Annotated in this window: 15 protein-coding genes and 1 pseudogene; 6 read left to right on the top strand and 10 right to left on the bottom strand. The window is 47.1% G+C overall.

The window, feature by feature from the left end:
- Positions 1–199 precede the first annotated feature (199 nt).
- Positions 200–3,175 (top strand): DEAD/DEAH box helicase, encoded by a 2,976-nt coding sequence (locus MKHDV_RS05725; RefSeq protein WP_254060419.1) that lies wholly within the window; start codon positions 200–202, stop codon positions 3,173–3,175.
- A 445-nt stretch (positions 3,176–3,620) separates the two neighbouring features.
- On the opposite strand, the gene MKHDV_RS05720 is transcribed toward MKHDV_RS05725, so the two are convergent.
- Positions 3,621–6,254 (bottom strand): cytochrome ubiquinol oxidase subunit I, encoded by a 2,634-nt coding sequence (locus tag MKHDV_RS05720; protein WP_160713173.1) that lies wholly within the window; start codon positions 6,252–6,254, stop codon positions 3,621–3,623.
- 1 nt (position 6,255) lies between these two features.
- Positions 6,256–7,317 carry a hypothetical protein gene (locus tag MKHDV_RS05715; protein WP_160713171.1) on the bottom strand — a complete coding sequence of 354 codons (1,062 nt, stop codon included), beginning with the start codon at positions 7,315–7,317 and terminating at the stop codon, positions 6,256–6,258.
- Positions 7,318–7,755: 438 nt separating this feature from the next.
- On the opposite strand from MKHDV_RS05715, the gene MKHDV_RS05710 reads away from it, so the two are divergent.
- The 4 genes from MKHDV_RS05710 (at position 7,756) to MKHDV_RS05695 (ending at position 12,287) form a co-directional block, all read left to right on the top strand.
- Complete coding sequence (locus tag MKHDV_RS05710) at positions 7,756–8,544, top strand: type III pantothenate kinase (RefSeq protein WP_160713169.1); 789 nt, start codon at positions 7,756–7,758, stop codon at positions 8,542–8,544.
- A 78-nt stretch (positions 8,545–8,622) separates the two neighbouring features.
- Positions 8,623–9,912, top strand: coding sequence for a phosphopyruvate hydratase (gene eno, locus MKHDV_RS05705; protein WP_160713167.1), 1,290 nt, complete (start codon positions 8,623–8,625; stop codon positions 9,910–9,912).
- A 561-nt stretch (positions 9,913–10,473) separates the two neighbouring features.
- The gene (locus MKHDV_RS05700) at positions 10,474–11,664 is read left to right on the top strand and encodes an MBL fold metallo-hydrolase (protein WP_160713165.1); all 1,191 of its coding nucleotides are present in this window, start codon (positions 10,474–10,476) and stop codon (positions 11,662–11,664) included.
- 131 nt (positions 11,665–11,795) lie between these two features.
- Complete coding sequence (locus MKHDV_RS05695) at positions 11,796–12,287, top strand: cytochrome P460 family protein (RefSeq protein WP_160713163.1); 492 nt, start codon at positions 11,796–11,798, stop codon at positions 12,285–12,287.
- A 196-nt stretch (positions 12,288–12,483) separates the two neighbouring features.
- Here MKHDV_RS05695 and aspS read toward each other — a convergent pair whose 3' ends face one another.
- From aspS to MKHDV_RS05680, 3 genes are all read right to left on the bottom strand, one after another.
- Positions 12,484–14,313, bottom strand: coding sequence for an aspartate--tRNA ligase (gene aspS / locus MKHDV_RS05690; RefSeq protein ID WP_160713161.1), 1,830 nt, complete (start codon positions 14,311–14,313; stop codon positions 12,484–12,486).
- 139 nt (positions 14,314–14,452) lie between these two features.
- Complete coding sequence (hisS, locus tag MKHDV_RS05685; protein WP_160713159.1) at positions 14,453–15,691, bottom strand: histidine--tRNA ligase; 1,239 nt, start codon at positions 15,689–15,691, stop codon at positions 14,453–14,455.
- 136 nt (positions 15,692–15,827) lie between these two features.
- Positions 15,828–16,619 carry a class I SAM-dependent methyltransferase gene (locus MKHDV_RS05680; protein WP_160713157.1) on the bottom strand — a complete coding sequence of 264 codons (792 nt, stop codon included), beginning with the start codon at positions 16,617–16,619 and terminating at the stop codon, positions 15,828–15,830.
- A 515-nt stretch (positions 16,620–17,134) separates the two neighbouring features.
- Here MKHDV_RS05680 and MKHDV_RS05675 point away from each other — a divergent pair.
- Positions 17,135–17,665: an acyl-CoA thioesterase gene (locus MKHDV_RS05675; protein ID WP_160713155.1), complete on the top strand. Its 531-nt coding sequence runs from the start codon at positions 17,135–17,137 to the stop codon at positions 17,663–17,665.
- A 543-nt stretch (positions 17,666–18,208) separates the two neighbouring features.
- On the opposite strand, the gene MKHDV_RS05670 is transcribed toward MKHDV_RS05675, so the two are convergent.
- The 5 genes and pseudogenes from MKHDV_RS05670 to MKHDV_RS05650 all read right to left on the bottom strand — a co-directional run bounded on the left by MKHDV_RS05670 (position 18,209) and on the right by MKHDV_RS05650 (position 21,952).
- Positions 18,209–18,598, bottom strand: coding sequence for a Fur family transcriptional regulator (locus tag MKHDV_RS05670; RefSeq protein WP_160713153.1), 390 nt, complete (start codon positions 18,596–18,598; stop codon positions 18,209–18,211).
- A gap of 154 nt (positions 18,599–18,752) precedes the next feature.
- Positions 18,753–19,235, bottom strand: a complete 483-nt coding sequence (moaC, locus tag MKHDV_RS05665) for a cyclic pyranopterin monophosphate synthase MoaC (RefSeq protein ID WP_160713151.1) — start codon at positions 19,233–19,235, stop codon at positions 18,753–18,755.
- Positions 19,235–20,357: pseudogene (gene dnaJ, locus MKHDV_RS05660) on the bottom strand (molecular chaperone DnaJ). Before dnaJ ends, moaC begins: the two are co-directional and overlap by 1 nt.
- 5 nt (positions 20,358–20,362) lie before the next feature.
- Complete coding sequence (rpoZ, locus tag MKHDV_RS05655; protein WP_160713149.1) at positions 20,363–20,587, bottom strand: DNA-directed RNA polymerase subunit omega; 225 nt, start codon at positions 20,585–20,587, stop codon at positions 20,363–20,365.
- Positions 20,588–20,638: 51 nt separating this feature from the next.
- Positions 20,639–21,952 carry a DUF4340 domain-containing protein gene (locus tag MKHDV_RS05650; RefSeq protein ID WP_160713147.1) on the bottom strand — a complete coding sequence of 438 codons (1,314 nt, stop codon included), beginning with the start codon at positions 21,950–21,952 and terminating at the stop codon, positions 20,639–20,641.
- Positions 21,953–22,363: the final 411 nt, after the last annotated feature.

Here is a 22,363-nt window from a genome sequence, read left to right as displayed (position 1 = left end):
TTGCTCTCTTTTGCGTAGTTCCTAAAAGAAATACCCTCGCTTTGCAAGCATTGTCTTATATGTTTAAGGAGAGAGAAAATAAGCGGAAAACCAAACTGTTACAGCTATTTTTTGTCTTTCAAATATCATGAAAGATAGTCTGACTGTTTTTTGCTGCCATTTCACAGTTTGCAGATTGACTTTACAGAGGGTGCACAGCATGGTCGGACTTATGCAAGAGGATAAGGATATAGTCGCGGAATACGTTGACGCGTTGCGCAAATCAGAGCGTCTTGGTGATCAGGTGGTGTTTCATAAAGTGCTGCCTGATGTTGATGCCGAATACGCAGAAAACCGCCGCCCGTGGGCGCAGGCAATTAAAGATATGCTCGCAATGCAGGGCATAAAATATCTTTACGCGCATCAAACTCTCGCAACAGATCATATCCGAGCGGGTAGACACGTTGTCGTAGCTACACCGACAGCAAGTGGCAAAAGTCTGGTATACAATCTGCCTGTCATTGAGCGATTTTTACAAGATCCTGATGCGCGCGGGCTGTATCTTTTTCCGTTAAAGGCATTGGCGCAGGATCAGTTAAAAACATTTAAATCCCTGACCGCGCATTGGCCTAAAGAGGCTCGACCGGAAGCTGCTATTTATGATGGCGACACCACGCCACATTTCCGCAAAAAAATTCGCACAAAGCCACCTACCGTACTCATGACGAATCCGGAGATGCTGCACCTTTCTATTCTGCCGCATCACGAGCAGTGGATTGAATTTCTGGCCTCCCTGCAATTTATTGTTGTGGATGAGGTACACACATATCGCGGCGTTATGGGCTCTCACATGGCGCAACTTTTCCGCAGATTGCTCCGCGTATGTAAACAATACGGAATTACCCCGACCTTTATCTTCTGCTCGGCAACTGTGGGAAACCCTGCGGAGCTATGTGAAAACCTTACAGGCATTGCACCTACCGTAATCACTGAAAGCGGTGCGCCGCAAGGTAAACGCCATTTCGTGTTTATGGACCCGCATCAAAGTCCTTCTTCAGCCGCCATTTCTTTGCTCAAATCCGCATTGATGCGCAATATGCGCACGATTGTGTACACGCAATCGCGCAAGATGACCGAACTCATTAGCATGTGGGCCGGACAAAAGTCCGGTGCGTTCAAAGACAGAATTTCCGCCTACCGTGCGGGTTTCCTGCCTGAAGAACGTCGGGAAGTTGAACAAAAAATGGCCAGTGGTGAACTTCTCGCAGTAATTTCCACCAGTGCCTTGGAACTTGGAATCGACATCGGTGCGCTCGATTTGTGTATTCTAGTGGGCTACCCCGGTTCCATTATGTCGACCATGCAGCGTGGTGGACGAGTTGGACGTAAGAATCAAGAATCTGCGGTCATGCTTGTGGCTGGCGAGGATGCGCTCGATCAATACTTCATGCGGCACCCTAAAGAATTTTTCTCACGTCCACCGGAATGTGCTGTTTTGAACCCGCACAACCCCGTGATCCTAAGACGCCACCTCGAATGTGCCGCAGCAGAACTGACTCTGCGAACTTCTGAGGAATGGATGCGGGAACCGGAAGTCGTAGCAGCCGTGCACGAATTAGAACAGTGCGGTCTTCTTTTGCGGGATGCTGAAGGCACAACAATTTTTGCGGCAAAAAAGCGCCCGCATAGACATGTTGATCTCCGCGGCGCTGGAAACAATTTTCATATTGAGTCTGAAGACGGCACCATCATCGGCAGCGTCGATGGAGTAAAAGCCTTCAAAGAAACACACCCCGGCGCAGTCTATCTACATAAAGGCCAAACTTGGTCGATAACTGAGCTTGATTTTGCTACCCGTACAGCCAAAGCGAAAAAAGGTCGCGTGAACTATTACACACGCACCCGCTGCAACAAGAGCACAGAAATTTTAGAGGTCATAGACCAGACGCTCGTCTGGGGAACCCGCTTATGCTTCGGCAAGCTGCGCGTTACGGAAATCATCAGCGGGTTCGAAAAGCGAAGCGTACAAGGCGGCAAGCTTCTCGGCATTACCCCGCTAGAGCTTCCACCGCTGGTATTTGAAACAGAAGGCATCTGGTTTGAAGTACCACTTGGCGTTCAACGTAATGTTGAAAACGAATTTCTACATTTTATGGGATCAATCCACGCGCTAGAGCACGCAATGATCGGAATCTTACCGATTCTCGTACTCACAGACCGCAACGATCTCGGCGGCATTTCAACCCCCATGCATGCGCAGGTAGGCAAGCCAGCAGTGTTTGTTTACGACGGAATGGAAGGCGGCGCAGGGTTAACAAGGCACGCATTCACCATGGCGCATGAAATTTTTGAACGCACTCTCGCTGCTGTTCGCGACTGTGGCTGTGAACTCGGTTGTCCAAGCTGTGTGCATTCTCCCAAATGTGGCTCTGGTAACCGACCAATCGATAAAGTTGGAAGCATTTTTCTCCTCGAAGAAATGGCAAAGGGATTCTTCACCCCGCCAGCAGACGAAATCTTTGAAGTGGAGCCATTGCCCCAGCCACTAGCACCACCCTCGCGTATCGCGCCCAAAGTGCTCACAGCCGAAGCTGGAAACACCATAACACCAGCACAAACTTCGGATTCAAAAACTCAAACCGAACCGCGCGACATAACAACTCCCGCCCGCTACGCTGTACTCGACATCGAAACGCAGCGTTCAGCGCAAGAAGTCGGCGGATGGAACCGTGCCGAGCTCATGCGAGTATCCGTCGCAGTGCTCTACGATTCCAAAGAAGACAAATTTATCCATTACATGGAAGAAGACATGCCCGAGCTACTCGAGCATCTTAAAGACTACGACTGCATCATCGGATTCAACATCATCCGGTTCGATTACAAAGTACTTTCAGCCTACGCCGACTACAATCTACAGTCCTTGCCAACGCTTGATTTACTCGACGAAATCCGCAAGCGACTAAACTACCGTGTATCTCTCGACAACCTCGGGTCAGCGACGCTCAATGCACCCAAGTCTGCCGACGGGCTTCAAGCACTCAAATGGTGGAAAGAAGGAAAAATCGAGGAAATCGCAACCTACTGCGAAGCCGATGTTCGCATAACTCGCGACATCTACCTCTACGGCAAAGAACACGGGTATCTGCTCTTTACCAACAAGGCGAAACAAAAAGTCCGCATACCAATTGCTTGGTAGTAGGTATTGCCTCTGGCGGGTCTTCGACGAGCCTCCGGCGGCCAAAGAACCTGTTACACTGTCGCTATCCGTAATCTCTCATTCTTCGAGAACGGCTACCGCTATTGAAAAAAGGCTTCTCTGGACTCTCCAAAAACTTTTATTTGCGAGGTAGGCTTATCGCTTATGTAGCCTCGCGGCTTACGCTTCACTACCTTTCACGAAATAGAAAAGGGCTGTCCTAATTATTTAGGACAGCCCTTCTTTTGTTATTTAAGTCAGTGGAGTTAAGCCGCGTGAGAAATTAATCTACGTGCGCATTTCGCATAATAAAAAGTTTGAAGGGGGGTCTGGGGGGAAACTTGCAAGCTTTAGTCGTTCTCGAGGTACGAGAGATTACGGATAAAGACAGTGAAACAGTTTCCAGCCCAGCCGCCGGAGGCAAAAAAACAACTCTCCCACTCTACTACTTTTCAACAATCGGATGATGCGCAGAATCGTACATGCTCATTTCCATTGTGTGACACACACAATTGTCCTCGGCACCGAGCGGCGCTGCAAACTTTTGGTACTGCATTGGCGCGATGTTGTTTCGCGACTCGCCGTATCCGTTGTCAGCTGGGTAGAGAGCGTGCGCTGTGCCGTGGCATGCTTGACACATAACGGCTTCCAGATCGTCTTTTCTGTTTTTGAAAAGACTTTGCGCGTCCTCTGTCCATTGGTTGGCGGCAGATGCATCGCTGTCCGGTGACTCAAAGAATGTATGACATGCGCTGCAATCGGGCTGATTTTGCCATGCTTCGCGTGGCTGAACTTCATCGAGAGTCGCTGATGCTCGCGGAATAAGATTCGCCATGAGCAGCTTTGCCCGAGGCTTGCCTTTTTGATCTTCTGCTTTGAGTAACCCTAGCGCATGATCTTCGATTGTTCCGTGGCAGTTTGTGCAGGTAATATCTCGATCAACGTGTAACCCGCGCATTCCCTGCGTATCGGTATTGTGTGCGGCTGGATGACAGCTCTCGCATGTAATATCGTCACGCTCTGCAAGATAGTTTGCATGCCAACCGTGGATGGCTGCTGAGAACCCGAGAATCTGTTTTTTGCCGGCATCGCCTGTGCGGGTGGACTCGTGACAAGATTGACACTTAGGCGGAGTGCCTCGTTCACTTTTTTCTGCGAGGCTGGTTCCATTAATTTTGTCATGCGCTGCAAGAATGTTGTCCGCAGTTTTATTGGAAATCCCTGCGGTATCAGCTACGCGCCACGCTCCATCGTGGCAATTACGACAACCCCATTCTGTTGAAATAGGCACGGCGACCTTGGTGACGGCAAGGAGTTTGCCATCTGAAGTCCGCGCTTCTACTGTTAACAATGGGTATGGGTTCACGGTTCCATCATTTGAGTACGGGAATATTGGCAGAGAACAGGCGACGAATGCTCTGTTTTCCTCATCGACCTTAAAGGTGCCTATAAGATTGGTTTCGCAGGTTCCTGTGTCCGGCGGTAAATCCTTTCCTGTAAGCTCCTTGGCATACTTCCAGAATGTTACATGCTCGGATGGCGTAGAAAAGTCTTTCTCGATTCTGTACGTCAGGGTCACGTCTTCAGTTACTATTTCCGGAATGTCGTCGCGCAGGAACAATTGCGCACGAATGGTTGAACCGGGGATCTGCATGGTAAATTTAGAATAGTTATCGGATATGGTGTTCATACCCTCTGTTGCCCATGCCACGAGAACATACTCTGCGTCCTCTGGATTAAACGCAGGTAGGGCAACGTCTTCTTCATGCGGGAGTTTGGCCGCTGCTTCTTCAAGAGGTTTGCCCAGAATAAAGGCAATGTATGCAGAAACAGCCTTTCGCTCGGCGTCGTTACCGAGAAACGGAGGCATAAATTCACGCAACTTACCTTGCCCGTTAAACTGAGCAATCAAGCCTTCGCGTGTTAGCCCTGCTGCACCAGTTTCTGTCGCAAGCATTGGCCCATTTAGACTATGACAACTCATACACTGAACTCGATAGAGCTCTTCACCAGCTTTAAGTAAATTTTCGTCGGTTATTTCTTTGGTATCAATCCACTTTGCATAGGCCAGCATACCGTTTTCACGAATTTCATCCGTTAGATCAACATGCACAGAGTTTGACCACATGTACCCGTGAATAATGTACGGGCGACGCCCTGCCTCACGAATCCACTCGAAGATACCAATTTGTCCGAGACCTACCACAAGAAGCACAGCGAGGAGCGCAGGACGCACAGACTGCGGTGTTATGTAGGCAAATGTAAGAACTCCGGCGAGCAGCGCGGCTGAGAGCGGCAAGAAGACTTTTACCAACTGCGGAGTCTGTGCAGATTTAGTCAGAATCATGGTAAATTGCGCTTCTGGGAGCGCCATAATGTACCAGACTGCACTCGCGCAAAGAAGTGCGAACGGGAATGCTACAAACCGGACGGCGTAGCGAATCATCTGCTCGCGTATTTCCTCATCTTTAAGACGATACGCAGTCACCAAGGCAAAAAGCCCTGCAAGCATAAGGCAGATAGCAAAACGTAATGAAAGAGAAGGCCAGAACGTTGGATTCCAGAAGCCATCCCAGAACGATTGCGTTTCGAGCCACTTCCCCGGAGTGAGCATCATTGTGATGATGCCGTTGACTACGAACAAAGACAGAAATGCGAACAGTGCGTAAAACCAACCAATAATCTGATGATCCCGGCGGGACATTTTTCCAAAACGATAATGGTAGATAAGCAGCGAAACGACTTCACAAAGGAAAAAGACCCACTCCGTTGCCCAGCCGAAACCGAACCTATGCACCAGCACAGACGTTGCGGCAGGCGAAAGCAATCCGATGGTGAACCATATGCCTACACCGGTCATGCCACCTGCTACCATTGTGAGCAGAAGGAAAAATTTTGTATGGCGTTTAACGTACTCGACAATCTTCGGGTTATTTTCCGCATACCCTTTGCGCTCTGTCAGTACGAGAAAGAAACCGCCGCCAACAGCGAAATGCGCAATGAAAACGTGAAAAACTGCCATGCAGGCGATCATAAAACCGCCAGAAAAAGATGGGAGCCACCAGACTGGATATTCCATACTATGCTTCCTCGTTGCTACGCATTGCAAGTTTGATCATGTACGCAATGGCAACAAGCCCGAACGTAAGAGAGATGATGAACATCAGGAACGGAGAATACTCAGCCTGAACAGGAAGAGCCGCTATTCCACCGTATGGATCAAGCATGGCTTTGCGGATAAGAGCCCTCAAGCCTGCCATAACCAGCACGGTGAATACGAGTGCTGTGATGGTTCCATACAAGTTTCGGGCAGCAGCCTGAAACAGTAGCATGGCAACAAATGCCAGCGCTATAAGCAGAGAACCTGTATAAAATTCAGACCCGCCGGAAAAGAGCGCATGTACATGCGCAGGCAGGGCAAAATACAACGTTACACCGACGAGTATCTGTACCAGAGAAGCAAAAAGGAAAATGTTCAGCCCCAACCGTTCTTCTTGAACAGCAAGTTCTGGAGATTCTTGTGCCATTTTATAACGAGCAACCAAGGCTAACACCAGTCCGCCCACGGCAATAGAAGCAACCACAACATGCAGATAACGCAACCCCATAGTCGGATCATCAAAATTAAGGATCGTGCCGTCCGGAGATGCGAAGTACGCAGACCACACGTCGGGACGGAGCATGAGCGTCATATTATTTGACATCACAAGCCCAATACACAGCATGGCAGCACTGCTTAGAAAAATAGATAAGGAAAATTTAGAATGTCCGCCGTACCGTCCGGCAAAAACATAGAGTGCATAATACGCGATGATCGCCAGAAAAACGACGCTTAGCCAGTACACACCCATCAAAATAGAGCTTGTGTACATGTATTGACCGTACAACATCTGAACAAATAAGAGAGGAGCGACTCCTAAGTTTACAGCAAGCGCGAAAAGCGAAGGCAATACTTTGGAGACTTTTTTGATAGAAAGGCTGTTTTTGCTTACAACGCTACGTACTGAGCAGACAATAGCTCCACCAAGAACTGTATTCACTAGAAGAATGTGCAAAGCGAAAGTAATAATCAGAAGTCCTTCCAGCCAACCAGCAGCAATTGGAAGAGCATCTGGAGCAGGAATGAGAGCAGCAGCTTGCATTAAATCTCCTTACAAAATGCGCTACAGGAACATTGTAAACTGTTTCATGCAGCTTTATTTGTTTTTTCTCTTTTTTGTTCTCTTGTTTTATTCTATCAAAGGGGGTACGTGCCGCTACAGCACAAGTCGTTGGCGCAGTAGAGTGCATGGCAAGACCATGTATAAACAGCAATGCGGTGGCCTGAAAACCACACAGCACTTTTGCCAACGAAACAACGCACGGCTCTTTATTCCGTGTGTGTGTTTTGCGCGGTTTCTAATAATATGTAGATACCACACTGTATACTACTATGTATTGCCTGTATTCGGATGGAATCTGAATACAAAATGCCGGTAGCGAGCGTGTTATAAATGGCAAAAATATTTTATATTTTACCCAATAGATGTTCAAAAGCTCTAGATTGCATGCTCAGGCGTTGAGATTCAACCAGAGGAAATATGACTAACACTGTTCTATTATTCGATATTGGTAATACCAATATTAAAATTGGTATTACACAAAGAGAAGATCTCGCTACAACATATGTCTTACCCACAGACCCGCACCAGACTTCGGATTCTATCGGGTTTCGCATCGTAGACGTCCTCTCCCACATGTCTATTTCTCCCGACGAAATTACGGCATGTATTGGTAGCTCCGTTGTACCGGATATGAACCCTATTATCCGCAATGCCGTCAAGCGTTACCTTAATCAAAGGCTCTTGCTTGCGCCGGAAGATATTCCCATTCCTTTGGAAAATCGGTACACACGACCTGAACAGGTCGGCGCGGATCGTCTCGTGGGTGCGTACGCTGCCCGCAAGCTGTATCCTGATGCCCGCTCTATTGTTTCTGTAGATTTTGGTACTGCAACTACCTTTGACTGCGTGCAGGACAACGCCTATCTTGGCGGTCTGATATGTCCCGGTGTTAAGTCTGCCGCCTCTGCGCTGGCCAGCAATACTGCCAAACTTCCACAGATCAGCTTGGAAGTGCACAGCGACATGCCTGTTTTTGGTCGCAGCACATCCACCAGTATTAATCACGGCTTTATTTTCGGTTTTGCGGCAATGACAGAGGGACTATGCGAACGTCTGTCACATACGCTTGAAGCCCCTTTGCAGGTTGTTGCAACCGGCGGCTTCGCTAAAGACATTGCACGCGTCACATCATGTTTTGATCACGTCCGCTCTGACCTCCTCATGGAAGGTCTGCGGTTGTTATATTTGGAAAGTGGCATCCGGTAACGAGCCGAGTCACCATCGTTTTTATACTATTTGTCAGAAAAGAACGGCCAAATCGGTCGGACTACAAGGAGTTATAGAATGAGTACTATTGTTTCCGTTTGGGCAAGAGAGATTTTGGATTCCCGCGGCAATCCTACCATCGAAGTTGAAGTTTCCCTCGAATCCGGTCACTCCGGCCGTGCTGCAGTTCCATCCGGCGCATCCACCGGTACCCGTGAAGCGCTTGAACTGCGTGACGGTGACATGAACCGTTACCTCGGCAAAGGTGTTGAGACTGCTGTTAACAACGTAATGGGCGAAATTGCTGAAGGCATTATCGGCCTCGACGCAACCCGTCAGGTTAACATCGACAACATCCTTCTCGAACTCGACGGCACTGAAAACAAAGAACGCCTCGGCGCTAACGCAATGCTCGGTGTTTCTCTCGCAGTTGCACGTGCATCCGCTAGCTTCCTCGGCCAGCCTTTGTACCAGTACCTCGGTGGTATCAACGCTAAAGTGCTTCCAGTACCAATGATGAACATCATCAACGGTGGCGAACATGCACCAAACAACCTTGATATTCAGGAATTCATGATCATGCCGATCGGTGCTCCTACTTTTGCAGAAGCACTCCGCATGGGCGCAGAAGTATTCCACGCACTGAAGAAACTTCTCTCCAACGACGGTCACGTTACTTCCGTTGGTGACGAAGGTGGCTTTGCACCTAACCTCGAAAGCCATGCAGAAGCTTTTGACTACATCATGAAAGCTATCGAAGCTGCTGGCTACGTTCCTGGTAAAGAAATTGCTCTTGCCATCGACGCTGCTGCTTCTGAATTCTACAAAGACGGCAAGTACGTTCTTGCTGGCGAGAACAAAACCCTTACTTCTGAAGAATTGGTTGAATGGCTCGCAGCATTTACTGAAAAATACCCGCTCATCTCCATTGAAGATGGCCTTGCAGAACAGGATTGGGAAGGCTGGAAGCTTCTTACAGATCGCCTTCCTTCCACTCAGATCGTTGGTGACGACATTTTCGTAACCAACCCTGAAATCCTTGCTGAAGGTATCGAAGAAGGTTGCGCTAACTCCATTCTGATTAAACTTAACCAGATTGGTACTCTTACCGAAACCCTCGACACCATCGAAATGGCTAAAGGCGCTGCTTACTCTACAGTTATTTCTCACCGCTCCGGTGAAACTGAAGATAGCTTTATCGCAGACCTCGCTGTGGCAGTTAACGCTGGTCAGATTAAAACCGGCTCCCTCTCCCGCTCCGACCGTCTCGCTAAATACAACCAGCTCCTCCGTATCGAAGAAGACCTCGACGACGATGGCATCTTCTTCGGTCCATTCATGGCAGCTCACTTCGGCCTCGGCGACTAACCCTCGCTCCGAACAGCACAGCATCAAAGCCGGAACGCATTGCGTTCCGGCTTTTTTTTTATTCTTATTTCTAACAGATCTTCGATGAGCCTCCGGCGGCGCTTATCAGTGGGACTTTTTTTATAATTACTTTTTGCCTCCGGCGGCTGGGGGAAACCCTTTTGGAAAAGGGTTCTCCCCCAGACCCCTTTCCTAAAACTTTTATTATGCGATGCATGCCCGTTTATTACGTTCTCACGCGGCTTAATTGCCACTTACTCGAATCACTAAGGGGTATTTTTCTAGTAAATTGAACTATGCTCGTACATCGTTCAAGTCAGTGGGATTAAGCCGCGTGAAAACTTTATTCGTAAAATGACCATCGCAACAAAATCGCGGTCAAGGGGGCGTCCCCCTTGCGGGTGCAGGGCAGCGCCCTTGCCCGTCGGAGACCCGCCGGAGGCACATCGAAGATCTGTCGGAGACAGAAAAAAGCTTCAACCCAATCAACAGCAAATATCAAATAACCCAGTTTGCAACCATGCTACACTCACTTGCAATTGAATATAAGCAGGAGAGATCATGCGTAAAAAAGTAGTTGATGGTGTTTCATGGGTAGGCAAAATTGACTGGGAAATCCGGACTGCACACGGGAAAGAATATTCCACGCATAAGGGGACGTCATACAATGCGTACCTCATTGAAGATGAGAAGACCGCGTTAGTGGACACAGTGTGGGAACCTTATGCTGATGAATTTGTCGCTAACCTCCAGCTGGAGATCGACTTAGACAAGATAGATTACATCATCTGTAATCACGCAGAACCTGACCATAGCGGCGCGTTACCGGCCTTAATGAAACTTATCCCCGACACACCTATTTATTGCACCAAACAAGCCACCATGTCGCTTCCGGGACACTATCATCAGGACTGGAATTTCCGCCCTGTTAGCGCTGGCGACACGCTGAGCCTCGGGAAAAACACCCTTACCTTCCAGCCTATCCCTATGGTGCACTGGCCAGACTCAATGATGACGCACCTTTCCGGTAAGAACATTCTCTTTTCTAACGATGCGTTTGGGCAGCACTATGCGCACGAATTGTTATTTAACGATTTGGCGGATCAATGCACATTGTATGAAGAAGCTATTAAATACTTCGCAAATATCCTCACCCCGTTCAGCCCGATCATAAAAAATCGCATTGTGGACTTTCTTGCTACGGCATTGCCTGTTGAGTTGATTGCAACAAGCCACGGTATCCTGTGGCGGAAAAATCCTGAACAGATCATAGAACAATACCTGCAATGGTGTGATGCATATCAGGAAGATCAGATAACTATCATCTACGACTCGATGTACAACTCTACAAAAGTAATCGCAGAAACTATTGCTCGCGGAATATTGCAACACAGCCCTGCTACGCAGGTTAAGCTCTTTCATGCTGCCAAAGCGGATAAGAACGACATACTGACAGAAGTTTTTCGCTCTAAAGCTGTCTTGATGGGATCGCCGACATTTAACAAAGGGCCGCTATCAAGCCTGTCTGCGCTGCTGGAAGAATTTCGGGGTCTCAAATTTATGGGTAAAAAAGCAAGTGCATTTACATCGTATGGCTGGAGCGGTGAAGCAGCGAAAGAGATGCTTGCACAGCTTGTGGATGCAGGATTCACGACTACGGACGAAGGATTCCGTGTACATTGGAGAATGGATACTGATGAACGCGCAAAAGCACTGCAATTTGGGGTCGATTTTGCTTCTGCAACATTCTAACCGAATCGCATTATAAAAGGATCGGGCAGTATATAATAAATATAAGACAAAAATCAACAAGTAATAAGACACATTGCATACTGGATGAGCTATATCACATTTAGATTATTCGACGACGTCGGAGGTTTGTCATGAAACAATGGATTATTTTTGCTTGCTTCATCTGCTTCTTGTGCCTGTTCACCGCATGTTCAACATTGTTGCAACCTGCTAAAGGTCCATTGCCTCCGATGACTAGTGCTGCGGAAATCTGGCAATACATCAATATCACTGATCCCTATAAAAAATGGGACCAGTTTGACGATGTAGTCGGCATGAAGGACGCCGCACCACCCCACGGACCTCGAGTTCAAATTTATCCAAATAGAATTGCAGAAGAATCAGTTTACCAAGCAGAAGAAGGTTCCATTGTCATAATGGAAAACTTCGATAAAGACGGAAAAACACTCCTTACCATAAACCTCATGCAAAAACGCAAAAACTACGCCCCTTCCGCTGGAAATTGGTTTTGGGTTGAGTATGAGCCGGACGGAACCGTTATTGAGGAAGGTAAAATCAAACGATGTGTTGAATGTCACGTAAGCATGGCGTTTGATGACTATACGTTCATTCACCAATGGTGATTACGCAAACGAACACCTCTCTCCTTCATTCCGTTGAAACTGCTCCATCCCCCCATCGGGGCAGTGCAAACTCCTCGTTTGCTGTGGCGTAGATCGACACAGTAAACAAAAAGGCAGAAGCGTAGATGCATCACTACGCTCCTGCCTTTTTATTTTTCTATCGTATGCCTGCTAAACGCGGGCAAACTCTGTCCTGCTATTCAGCAGCTTCTGTTTTAACTTCACGCAAACGCAAGCTTAAGTCACGCAGCTGGTTATTAGAAACAGCAGATGGTGCGTTGGTAAGCACACAAGTAGCTTTCTGAGTTTTAGGGAAAGCAATAACGTCGCGGATGGACGCTGAGTTGGTCAGAATCATAACGAGACGATCAAGACCAAAAGCGATGCCGCCGTGTGGTGGAGCGCCGTACTCAAATGCTTCCATAAGGAAACCGAACTGCTCTTCTGCTTCTTCTTTGGAGAAACCGAGCGCGGAGAACATTTCTTCCTGACGCTGACGGTTATGCATACGGATAGAACCGCCGCCTACTTCACAGCCGTTAAGTACGAGGTCGTACGCACGTGCTTTTGCGTTAGCAGGGTCTGTTACCATTACGTTCTCTTCGCCATCCTGAGCGGAGGTGAACGGGTGGTGACAAGCTACATAGCGTTTTTCGTCTGCATCGTATTCGAAGAGAGGGAAGTCAGTTACCCACAAGAAGTTGTAGGTGTTCTCTGGAATAAGTTCGAAACGTTTTGCAACTTCAACACGCAGGTTACCAAGAGCGTTGTTAACCATGTCAGCAGCGCCAGCCTGGAAGAATACGATATCGCCAACTTCAAGACCGAGTTCTTCGGTAAGACCTTTACGTTCGTCATCGGAGAGGAATTTAGCAATCGGGGACTGCCATTCGCCTTCTTTAATTTTGATCCAAGCAAGACCCTGAGCACCGTAAATTTTTACGAAGTCAGTGTACTGGTCAATTTCCTTACGGGAAAGAACAGCACCACCCGGGATACGCATTGCTTTAATAAGCTCTGCAGTGGAGAAAAGACGGAAGGTGGAGTCTTTTACAACATGGCTTACGTCTTTAAGTCGCAGGTCAAAACGGGTGTCCGGCTTATCAAGACCGTAATCTTCAATTGCCTGATCGTAAGTCATACGTGGGAATGTGCTTGGAACATCAACATCGAGACATTCTTTAAACACACGTCCAACAAGACCTTCTGCCATAGTCTGAACCTGTACTTCGTCAGCAAAGCTCATTTCGATATCAACCTGTGTAAATTCAGGCTGGCGGTCAGCACGAAGATCTTCGTCACGGAAACAACGAACGATCTGGTAATAGCGATCCATGCCCGCAGTCATAAGCAGCTGTTTGAAAATCTGCGGAGACTGTGGAAGTGCGTAAAATTCACCCTGGTTTACACGGCTCGGTACGAGAAAGTCACGTGCGCCTTCAGGAGTAGATTTAGTAAGGAACGGAGTTTCCACTTCGAGGAAATCCTGTTCGTCAAGGTAACGGCGAATTGCCTGAGCAGCGCGGTTACGAATGATAAAGTTGTTTGCAAGCTTAGGGCGACGAAGGTCAAGGTAACGGTATTCGAGACGAAGGTTCTCGGATGCGTCTACACGGTCTTCAATCTGAAACGGAGTGGTTTTAGCAGTGTTAAGCAATTTCCAATCAGTTACATAGATTTCAACTTCGCCAGTTACCATGCTGGTGTTGGTCATGCCTTCAGGGCGATGACGAACTTCACCTTTAATAGCAACAACGTATTCAGTACGCAGGATGTGCGCAAGCTTGTGAGCTTCTGCGTTCACGTCCGGGCTGAATACTACTTGAGTAAGACCTCTACGGTCACGGAGGTCGATAAAAATCAGGCCACCATGATCGCGACGGAACTGCACCCAACCCATCAGGCATACTTCAGAGCCGATATTATTGGCATTCAGCTCGCAGCAATTATGGGTGCGAACCCATCCATTAAGAGGCTCTATGTACTGCTGATGGTCCTGCTGAATATCCAGATTTTGATCGCTCATTCTCGTTTCCTTTAAAAATGCATTAAAGACAGCAGCGCTGTCCAAAGGTTAGGGTTCAACACGAATGGTGTTACCAGACTACGGAAAAAGTCGAACGGCACCATTATGTGCCGTCCGTTATTTACTGCATCTGATTATATTAGATATGCTCAATAAGTTCGGATTGAGAAACTGTGATCTGCTCACCGGTTTCCATATCTTTCACTACAACAGTCTTAGCTGCAAGCTCTTCTCCGCCAAGGATAAGGGCTTTGCGAGCACCTTTTTTACCAGCCTGACGCATCTGTGCTTTCATTGATTTAGAAGCAAAGCTTACATCACCTTTTTTGCCTGCCAGACGCAAGGACTGCGCAAGCATAAGGCCGTCTTCAAGGCCGTTCTCATCAAGAATAGCAATATAGAAATCAGGCTGTTCCACTTCTCGTTCGCCAAGCATGAGAGCAAGACGTTCCATACCGCACGCAAAGCCGATACCTGGAACATCTGCGCCACCAAGCTGTTTGATGAGTCCGTCGTAACGGCCACCACCCGCTACAGAGCTCTGAGAGCCGATAGCGTTGGACACAACTTCAAAAGTGGTACGGTTGTAGTAATCAAGACCGCGAACAAGGCGGTCATTCTGTGTAAATGTCACATCAGCGGCACGTAACGTAGAAAGCACTTTGTCGTGGTGCGTACGGCAGGTGTCACAGGTGTGTTCAATAATTGTCGGAGCGTTCTCAGTTAATGCCTTACAGGCAGGAACCTTACAGTCGAGTACGCGAAGCGGGTTGGTGTCCATACGACGGCGGCAGTCTTCGCAAAGCTCTTCTTTATTAAGATTCGCAAGGAAGGTGCGCAGCGCTTCGTTGTATTTAGGACGACACTCACGACAACCAAGGGAGTTAACCTCGAGTTCAAGCTCTTTAAGACCGATCTTTGTAAGAAAGGTCATGAGCATGAGGATTACTTCTGCATCCGCATGCGGCTCGTCAGGGCCGAGGCACTCACAGTTGATCTGATGGAACTGGCGCATACGTCCTTTCTGTGGACGTTCGTACCGGAACATTGGACCGAAGGTGAAGAGCTTTGAAATCTGCTCAGATGCGTTCACATTGCCTTCAATGTACGCACGCATAACACCGGCGGTAGCTTCCGGACGCATAGTAAGAGAACGACCTTTGCGGTCATCAAAAGTGTACATTTCTTTCTGTACTACGTCTGTATCATCGCCAATGGTTCGTTTGAACAGCTCGGTACGCTCAATAATTGGCGTACGCAGTTCTTTATAGCCAAAGCTACTAAAAACATCGCGTGCGACAGTTTCCATAAAGGTAAAGGTATCGCTCTCCGGAGAGAACATATCCGCAAAACCTTTAATTCTTTTTACTTTACTCATGCCCGTTCCTAAAAAATTGTATTTTTTTCCATGTGCTACAACACAAAATCGTAGCAAACAAGAGGTGCTGTTCGCACACAAAAAAAGCTGTATCGACAATATTGTGCCGAAACAGCTTTGGGTAGTCTAAAGTTGCCTATTTGTCAAAAGTAGAAGTTGGATTTCTAGCGGCAAGGTTTGTGCGACAAGCATTCAAAATAGCAGGTTTTGCCCTGCTTTTTTTAATCTTGAGAGGAATAGGCATTTTTGTATCATTTTTATCGATACAAATTCCGGAAAGCGCACCAAGCCCGTAAGGCATAATTCTGGAGTTAATCCAGCCACACACGGGGGTTTCTTTCCATGTGGAAACAGGACCAAGCAAGATAGAACGACGGGTCATCTCACCCATATCAACCAACTCGCGAAGCATTTTATCTATGGCAAAAGGACTCAACCAGCGCCTGTGCTCCACACACCCTGAAGGAGAGCGATTACGCAACAAGTAATATAATGACCATTTAGAATAGACAGTTACCACAACGCCGCAGGAGGCAACCCTGAGCGCTTCAGCAAGAACAGCTTCCGGATCATCCACAAACTCCAGTACAGAGCCGACGCCTACGTAATCAAATTGATTATCGTCAAACGGAAGATGTTCAGCCCTGCCCAAAAAGAACTCAGCCCGTCTTCCCAAAAGCTCTTGGGCTTCTGTGAGCATAAGTGGAGAACAATCCAGACCGGTCACATCAAAGCCCGCATGATAAAACATTTCTGTCATCAATCCGGTAGCGCAACCAACCTCAAGAAAGCGACGCCCACGACGAGGCCATCCGGAAATGAGATCAACAATGAGCCGCATTTTAGACTGCAAAGCCAAGGAGCCTGCCGTAGATTCAACCCACTGCCTATATTCTTCTACAATATTTTCATTAGTCCAAATGGTCATTATTGAGTACCTTTTAACTAAGAACATCATACATATGTGTTAGCCATGCCTGTACTATAACTACTTCACAGATCACATAAAAACAATACTCAGATATTCACTGCACCATTAGTAAGTAACTACATCTGATCGTTATATCAAATATAATAATACTACACTTTTTTACAGATTTCAGAGCAAAACATAGCACTACGAGTGGCTTGAACTCACCGTGTGGTCAATTGAAGCCCGCAATATGACTACTTATATGCACTGATTAAAATCAACACAAACTAGAAACACACCATACAACATTTTTTTACTACTCGAGGTAACCGAAACATATCGTTCCCTTGAACATGTGACTAGATAAAGATAATAGGAGGAGTTACACACCGTCGTTGCAGAATTTCTTGCATATTTTATAGTTCAACATTATGACAGCATTTAGAAAATAAAAAGATATTAGGTAGATGTGTTGCGACAAGCGCAAAGAAAGATATAGACCCCCAACTATTTCAGGTAAGGAAGACTATATGAAAGGACGAAGCGTAGCCAGCAGTGAAACATTTATGACACACCGCGCACTACCGGGTGACACTAATGCCGCGGGCAATGTTCATGGCGGTGTAATCCTTAAGCATATTGATTTGGCGGGTGCTGTATGCGCCATGCGCCATGCCAGAGGATGCTCTGTAGTTACAGCTTCGATTGATCGTATGGAATTTAAGGCGCCCGTCCACGTTGGTGAGCTGATGATGCTCAAATCCAGCCTTAACTTTGTAGGCTCAAAGTCTATGGAGGTTGGCGTGCGTGTCGAGTCTGAAGACCTGTTTACTGGAAAAATCAGGCACGTGGCTTCTGCGTATCTTACATTTGTTGCCCTGAATGCAGACAAAAAGGCTACTACCATTCCGCCGCTTGTGGTTGAGTCACACACACAAGAACGAAGGCTACAAGAAGCACGATTACGCCGCGCAGCCCGACAAGCCGAACGCCAGCGTGAAAAGCAAACTCAGGAAGAAATGGAACAAAGCTCCGTTTACAGCCCTGAAGAGCTATACTAAATTTTCATATACAATTTACGGAAGAATGAATTGCCTACGAACCTTCCGACATCTCAATAAATATTCACACATTGTTAGCAAGACAAAATCGCCGTCTTGTTAAGGGGGCTTTGGGTTATATAAGCTACGCTATTTTGTGCATCTGTACCCAGATTCAGCAGACCCCTACCCTGCAGAACATGAAAATGCGCAAAATACAGAATCCCCCTTCTATCGCTTATTACCCATTGCCCCCAATTATTTCTAATCGACTGGCATCCTTCTTTCTTTACCATTTATATTTTTTCTCATTTCTTTAGCAACTTAAATCAGTTGCTCATAAGATTGCACAACCGGCAGCCAGCACGAGAAAAAAGAACAGGTCGATGTAACAAAAAAATATTACTCGCAGCTTACAGTTACATTACTAAATTTACCGATAAGATAGCATAAAACAGCGGGCATAAAAAAACGAACAAATGAGTTAACCTCATTGTTCGTTTTTTTGTAACCAATGCACAGAAAAAGGGTAGATGATACCTCATCTACCCTGCGGAATGTGCACTAATTGTGAGTCTGGCAAGCGTCACATACACCATCAAACTCAATGTACGCTGCATGAATGGTAAAACCGGGCGCAACAGCACCCTCAGCAGAAGCGATGTACTCTACGTCCATCACGTCGCCTACTTTACCACAAATGCCACAACGAACATGAGCATGAGGATTTGTATTACCGTCAAACCGTTTCTGTGATCCTGCGTGTTCGAGCTTAAGAATATCTCCGCTCTCCGCAAGCACATCAAGGTTACGATACACTGTGCCCAGACTAATGCGCGGCAACCGCTGTCTGACCATGTCGTACACTTCATCTGCTGTTGGATGGGTAATAACCTTGCAGAGCTCTTCTAAAATAACTTTGCGCTGCTTGGTCATACGTGTCTGTACAGCCATATGTGCACCCCCTGTTAATAGTAATAGTTTTTACTATCGACTTATCAATATTATGTCAACATCCATTACTGTATTATTTACAATGGCGATATATAAAGAAAAAGCCCTTGCATTGCTGCAAGGGCTTTAACTCTTTGTCCTGTGTCCAGTACAATTAATCGGCCTGAAACACACCACTCTTGCCTCCGGCCTTGTAAACAAGACGGCAATCGCGGATGATAATATCTTTTTGCACAGCTTTACACATGTCATAAATTGTCATGGCAGCAGTCTGAGCAGCCATAAGAGCTTCCATCTCTACACCAGTCTGAGACGTAGTGCGGGCTTCAGCTTCAATTTTGATAGCATGGTGTGCTTCATCGATTTCGAAACGTACGTCAACATAGCTCAAAAAAAGCGGGTGACACAAAGGGATAAGTTCCCAAGTGCGTTTGGCAGCCTGAATACCAGCTACCTTAGCAGTTGTAAGCACGTCGCCTTTTGGCAACGCCTCACGGAGAAGTAAATCAAGGGTCGCAGAAGAGACTTCAACCACAGTCCGGACAATTGCGGTCCGGCGGGTGTCGTCTTTATCGCCAACATCCACCATAGTGATGGAACCGTCTGAGTCCATGTGGGAAAAACTCTTCTCGTCCATTAATCAACTCCCATTGCTTTTCCGGCCTTTTTGAACATTTTTTTAACTTTGGAGAATGGCTTTTCTTCTTCAAGATCAGCGAACTCCTGAAGCAGTTCTTCCTGACGTTTAGAGAGCTTAATAGGGGTTCTTACGATGACTTCCACCATCAAATCACCCTGAGGTGCGCCGTAACCGAGGTTTGGCAAGCCATACCCCTTCATGCGGAACACTTCACCACTCTGGGTTCCTTTCGGAATATCCATAGTGATAGGCTCGTCCAATGTAGGTATTTCTACCTTGTCGCCAAGTGCAGCCTGAACAAAAGTAATTTCTCTGCTGAGGATCAGGTGCTGTCCCTGACGCTCAAAAGTTTTATCTTCTTCAACGGTGAGAACAACGTACAGATCACCCGGAGGGCCACCGTGAACGCCCGGTTCGCCTTCTGCACGTAAGCGCAGACGGTTACCAGTATCAACACCAGCAGGAACTTTTACTTGAAGTTCTTTTGTTTCCTTAACAATTCCGACACCACGACATTTAGGACAAGGATTAGGAATAATCTGTCCTGAGCCGCTACATACCGGACATGGTCGGGAAATAGAGAAAGGTCCCTGACTCTGGCGAACCTGACCGGAACCGTGACAGTGACTACATGTTTCTACGGAAGAACCCGGTGCTGCACCGGTACCGTCACACTCGTCACAAAAAACGTTTTTTAGGAATCTTCAGAGTTACTTCATCACCATGTGCAGCCTGACGGAACGAAACAGTCAGGTTGTAACGCAAGTCTGCTCCAGCCTGAGCACGAGGACCGCGAGAGCCGCCACCCATGTTAAAGCCGAAGAAGTCACCAAAGATATCTCCGAAAGAACCGAAGATGTCTTCTGCGTTATTGAAGCCGCCAAAACCATTGCCATCAACGCCAGCATGACCAAATTGGTCATAACGGCCGCGCTTTTCGTCGTCATGCAGAACTTCGTAAGCCTGAGAGGCTTCTTTAAATTTCTGTTCAGCTTCTGGATTATCCGGGTTTCTATCCGGATGAAATTCCATAGCTTTTTTACGATAAGCACGTTTGATTTCGTCTGCAGAGGATGATCGGGAAACCCCGAGAACCTCGTAATAATCTCTCTGGCTCATAGGAACTATTCAGCGTCGTCCTGTTCGTAACCAATCTTCATATCAATACCGGTTGCAAGCACTTTACCTGCAGCGATTTCACGAAGAGCAGTTACAACTTCTTTGTTCTTGCTATCAACGAGAGGCTCGTAGCCTTCACGGAACTGATGGACACGTTTAATTGCCATCTGAACAAGAAGAAAACGGTTATCTACACGTTCCTGACAGTCTTCTACTGTAATGCGGGCCATTGAGGACTCCTTATGTATGAATGCGGCTACGCCGTTTTTTCAACAAAAATGTTACTGATTAAAAGGAAGACGTGCCCGCAGGTCGCGCAACAACTGGCTCGACACGGGGTACCACACGCTTTCCCTTTGCAACCGTACCCAGCAAACTCCTTCTGGAAGTTCGGGGTCGGTATAGAAATACAATTCTACAAGCGGAAGGCCTTCCGCTGCATAAATATTCCAACTCAGTGACAACAGTGCACTCTCCGGTCTGTTACGAACCGGCAAGCTTTGATACTGCATCTCTCCAAGTCGCCAAATAAACAAATCCATCCCTGTAAGTTCTTGGTTGGTCAGGTCATCAACCCAGCCTTCCGTCGTCTTCGTGATGGTAATATTTCGTACTTGTTTGCCATCGATACGGGAAAGCTTCTGCTTAACCGCTTCGCCGACATTTACGTCAAAAATAGGCTTTTCCTGCAAGGCAAAGGCAGTAACTTTCAACTGTGCTACCAGTTCCGGTGAAAGCTCTACAGGATCAGGCTGACGACTGTCCTTTGCTTTGTACACTCCTTTTTCCACATCACGCTTAAAAATAACGATCGTGGTGGGGTCGGAGTCACCGTCTTGCCATACAGAAATAGAAAAATCGGCCACAGCTCCCAACAGTGCTCCTGCTGATTCGCAGGAAGCGCCACCATTTACGAGCGTATGAATAAACAGTTCTGCTGAATTCTGATTTACCGCATGCTTCACAAGAGCTTCAGGATACGAAAAGATAAATCCATCATCAGAACGGTCAATTTCCCACGTTCCTGTGCTTTCCCCCTGCATCCGGATTTTAGTAATCTGGCTTGAAGGAACAGCAATCAGTCGGGAATCAATAAAAGTGGCAACAGGCTGGTCGAGCAAAGTGACAACTTCCGGAGTTATCATGCAGACCTGACCGTTCCCTTTACGGGCATAAAAGACTTCGCCACTAACAGCCGCACGTCCAACTCCGAGATGCCAAAGCTCTTCTCCGGATAAAGTAATCCGAATTTTCGGGTTGTCCAGACGGTATTCGAGTATCTTTTTAGGCTCTACCTCAGCACAATTTTGTGGAGGCATTTCACGTAGTTTCGTGAATAAATTTTCAATAACGTCTTGTCGGGCAAGACATTTTTTTCCATTAAACAAAACAAACCAGCGTCCTTTTTCCCGTATAAAAGAAAAATGGCCGCTGTTATTTATTAGATCAATCTTCTCTACAACCTCAGAGGGTTGTGTAAACCAAGAAGCATTGCTCACGCGCGACGAATTAGTGCGCTGATATTCTTGTACTCCTGCTACGACTCCGGCAGAAAGGAGGAGCAGAGCAATTGCTACTAGTAGTGTTCTTTTCATAACCAACCGGTCAACGGTTTAATTAATGATAACGTTTGACGCCATCGCAATCATCACAAAAATAAGCCTGCCTGCGTTTGCAGGGGCATCCTGCTGAACTTAGCTATAAAAAAAAACGCAGACCATCCGGCAAGCTTTGCAGTATACTTTGCAGTATAATGTCTGTCAATACATCATCACATCTTTTGTTCATTCAAGATACCTGCCCGCCATTACAGTCCCTTTTAACTATTACACCCATTATCCGACAGTTGCACGCAAATCGTGCTTGCACGATACTGCGCCGCCCTGTTAATGCCTCTACAACCCTATACGCTCCGTTAACATGATTACGGACAAAAACGGGGACAATATAGATAGAACAGATCAGCTTGCACAACTCGGCGCTTGTATTTTTGCATCTGCACAATG

Origin of the sequence: Halodesulfovibrio sp. MK-HDV, assembly GCF_009914765.1 — a bacterium.
GTDB lineage: Bacteria > Desulfobacterota > Desulfovibrionia > Desulfovibrionales > Desulfovibrionaceae > Halodesulfovibrio.
Note: the sequence above shows the minus strand (reverse complement) of the source record. Positions and strands in the feature narration are given on the sequence as shown.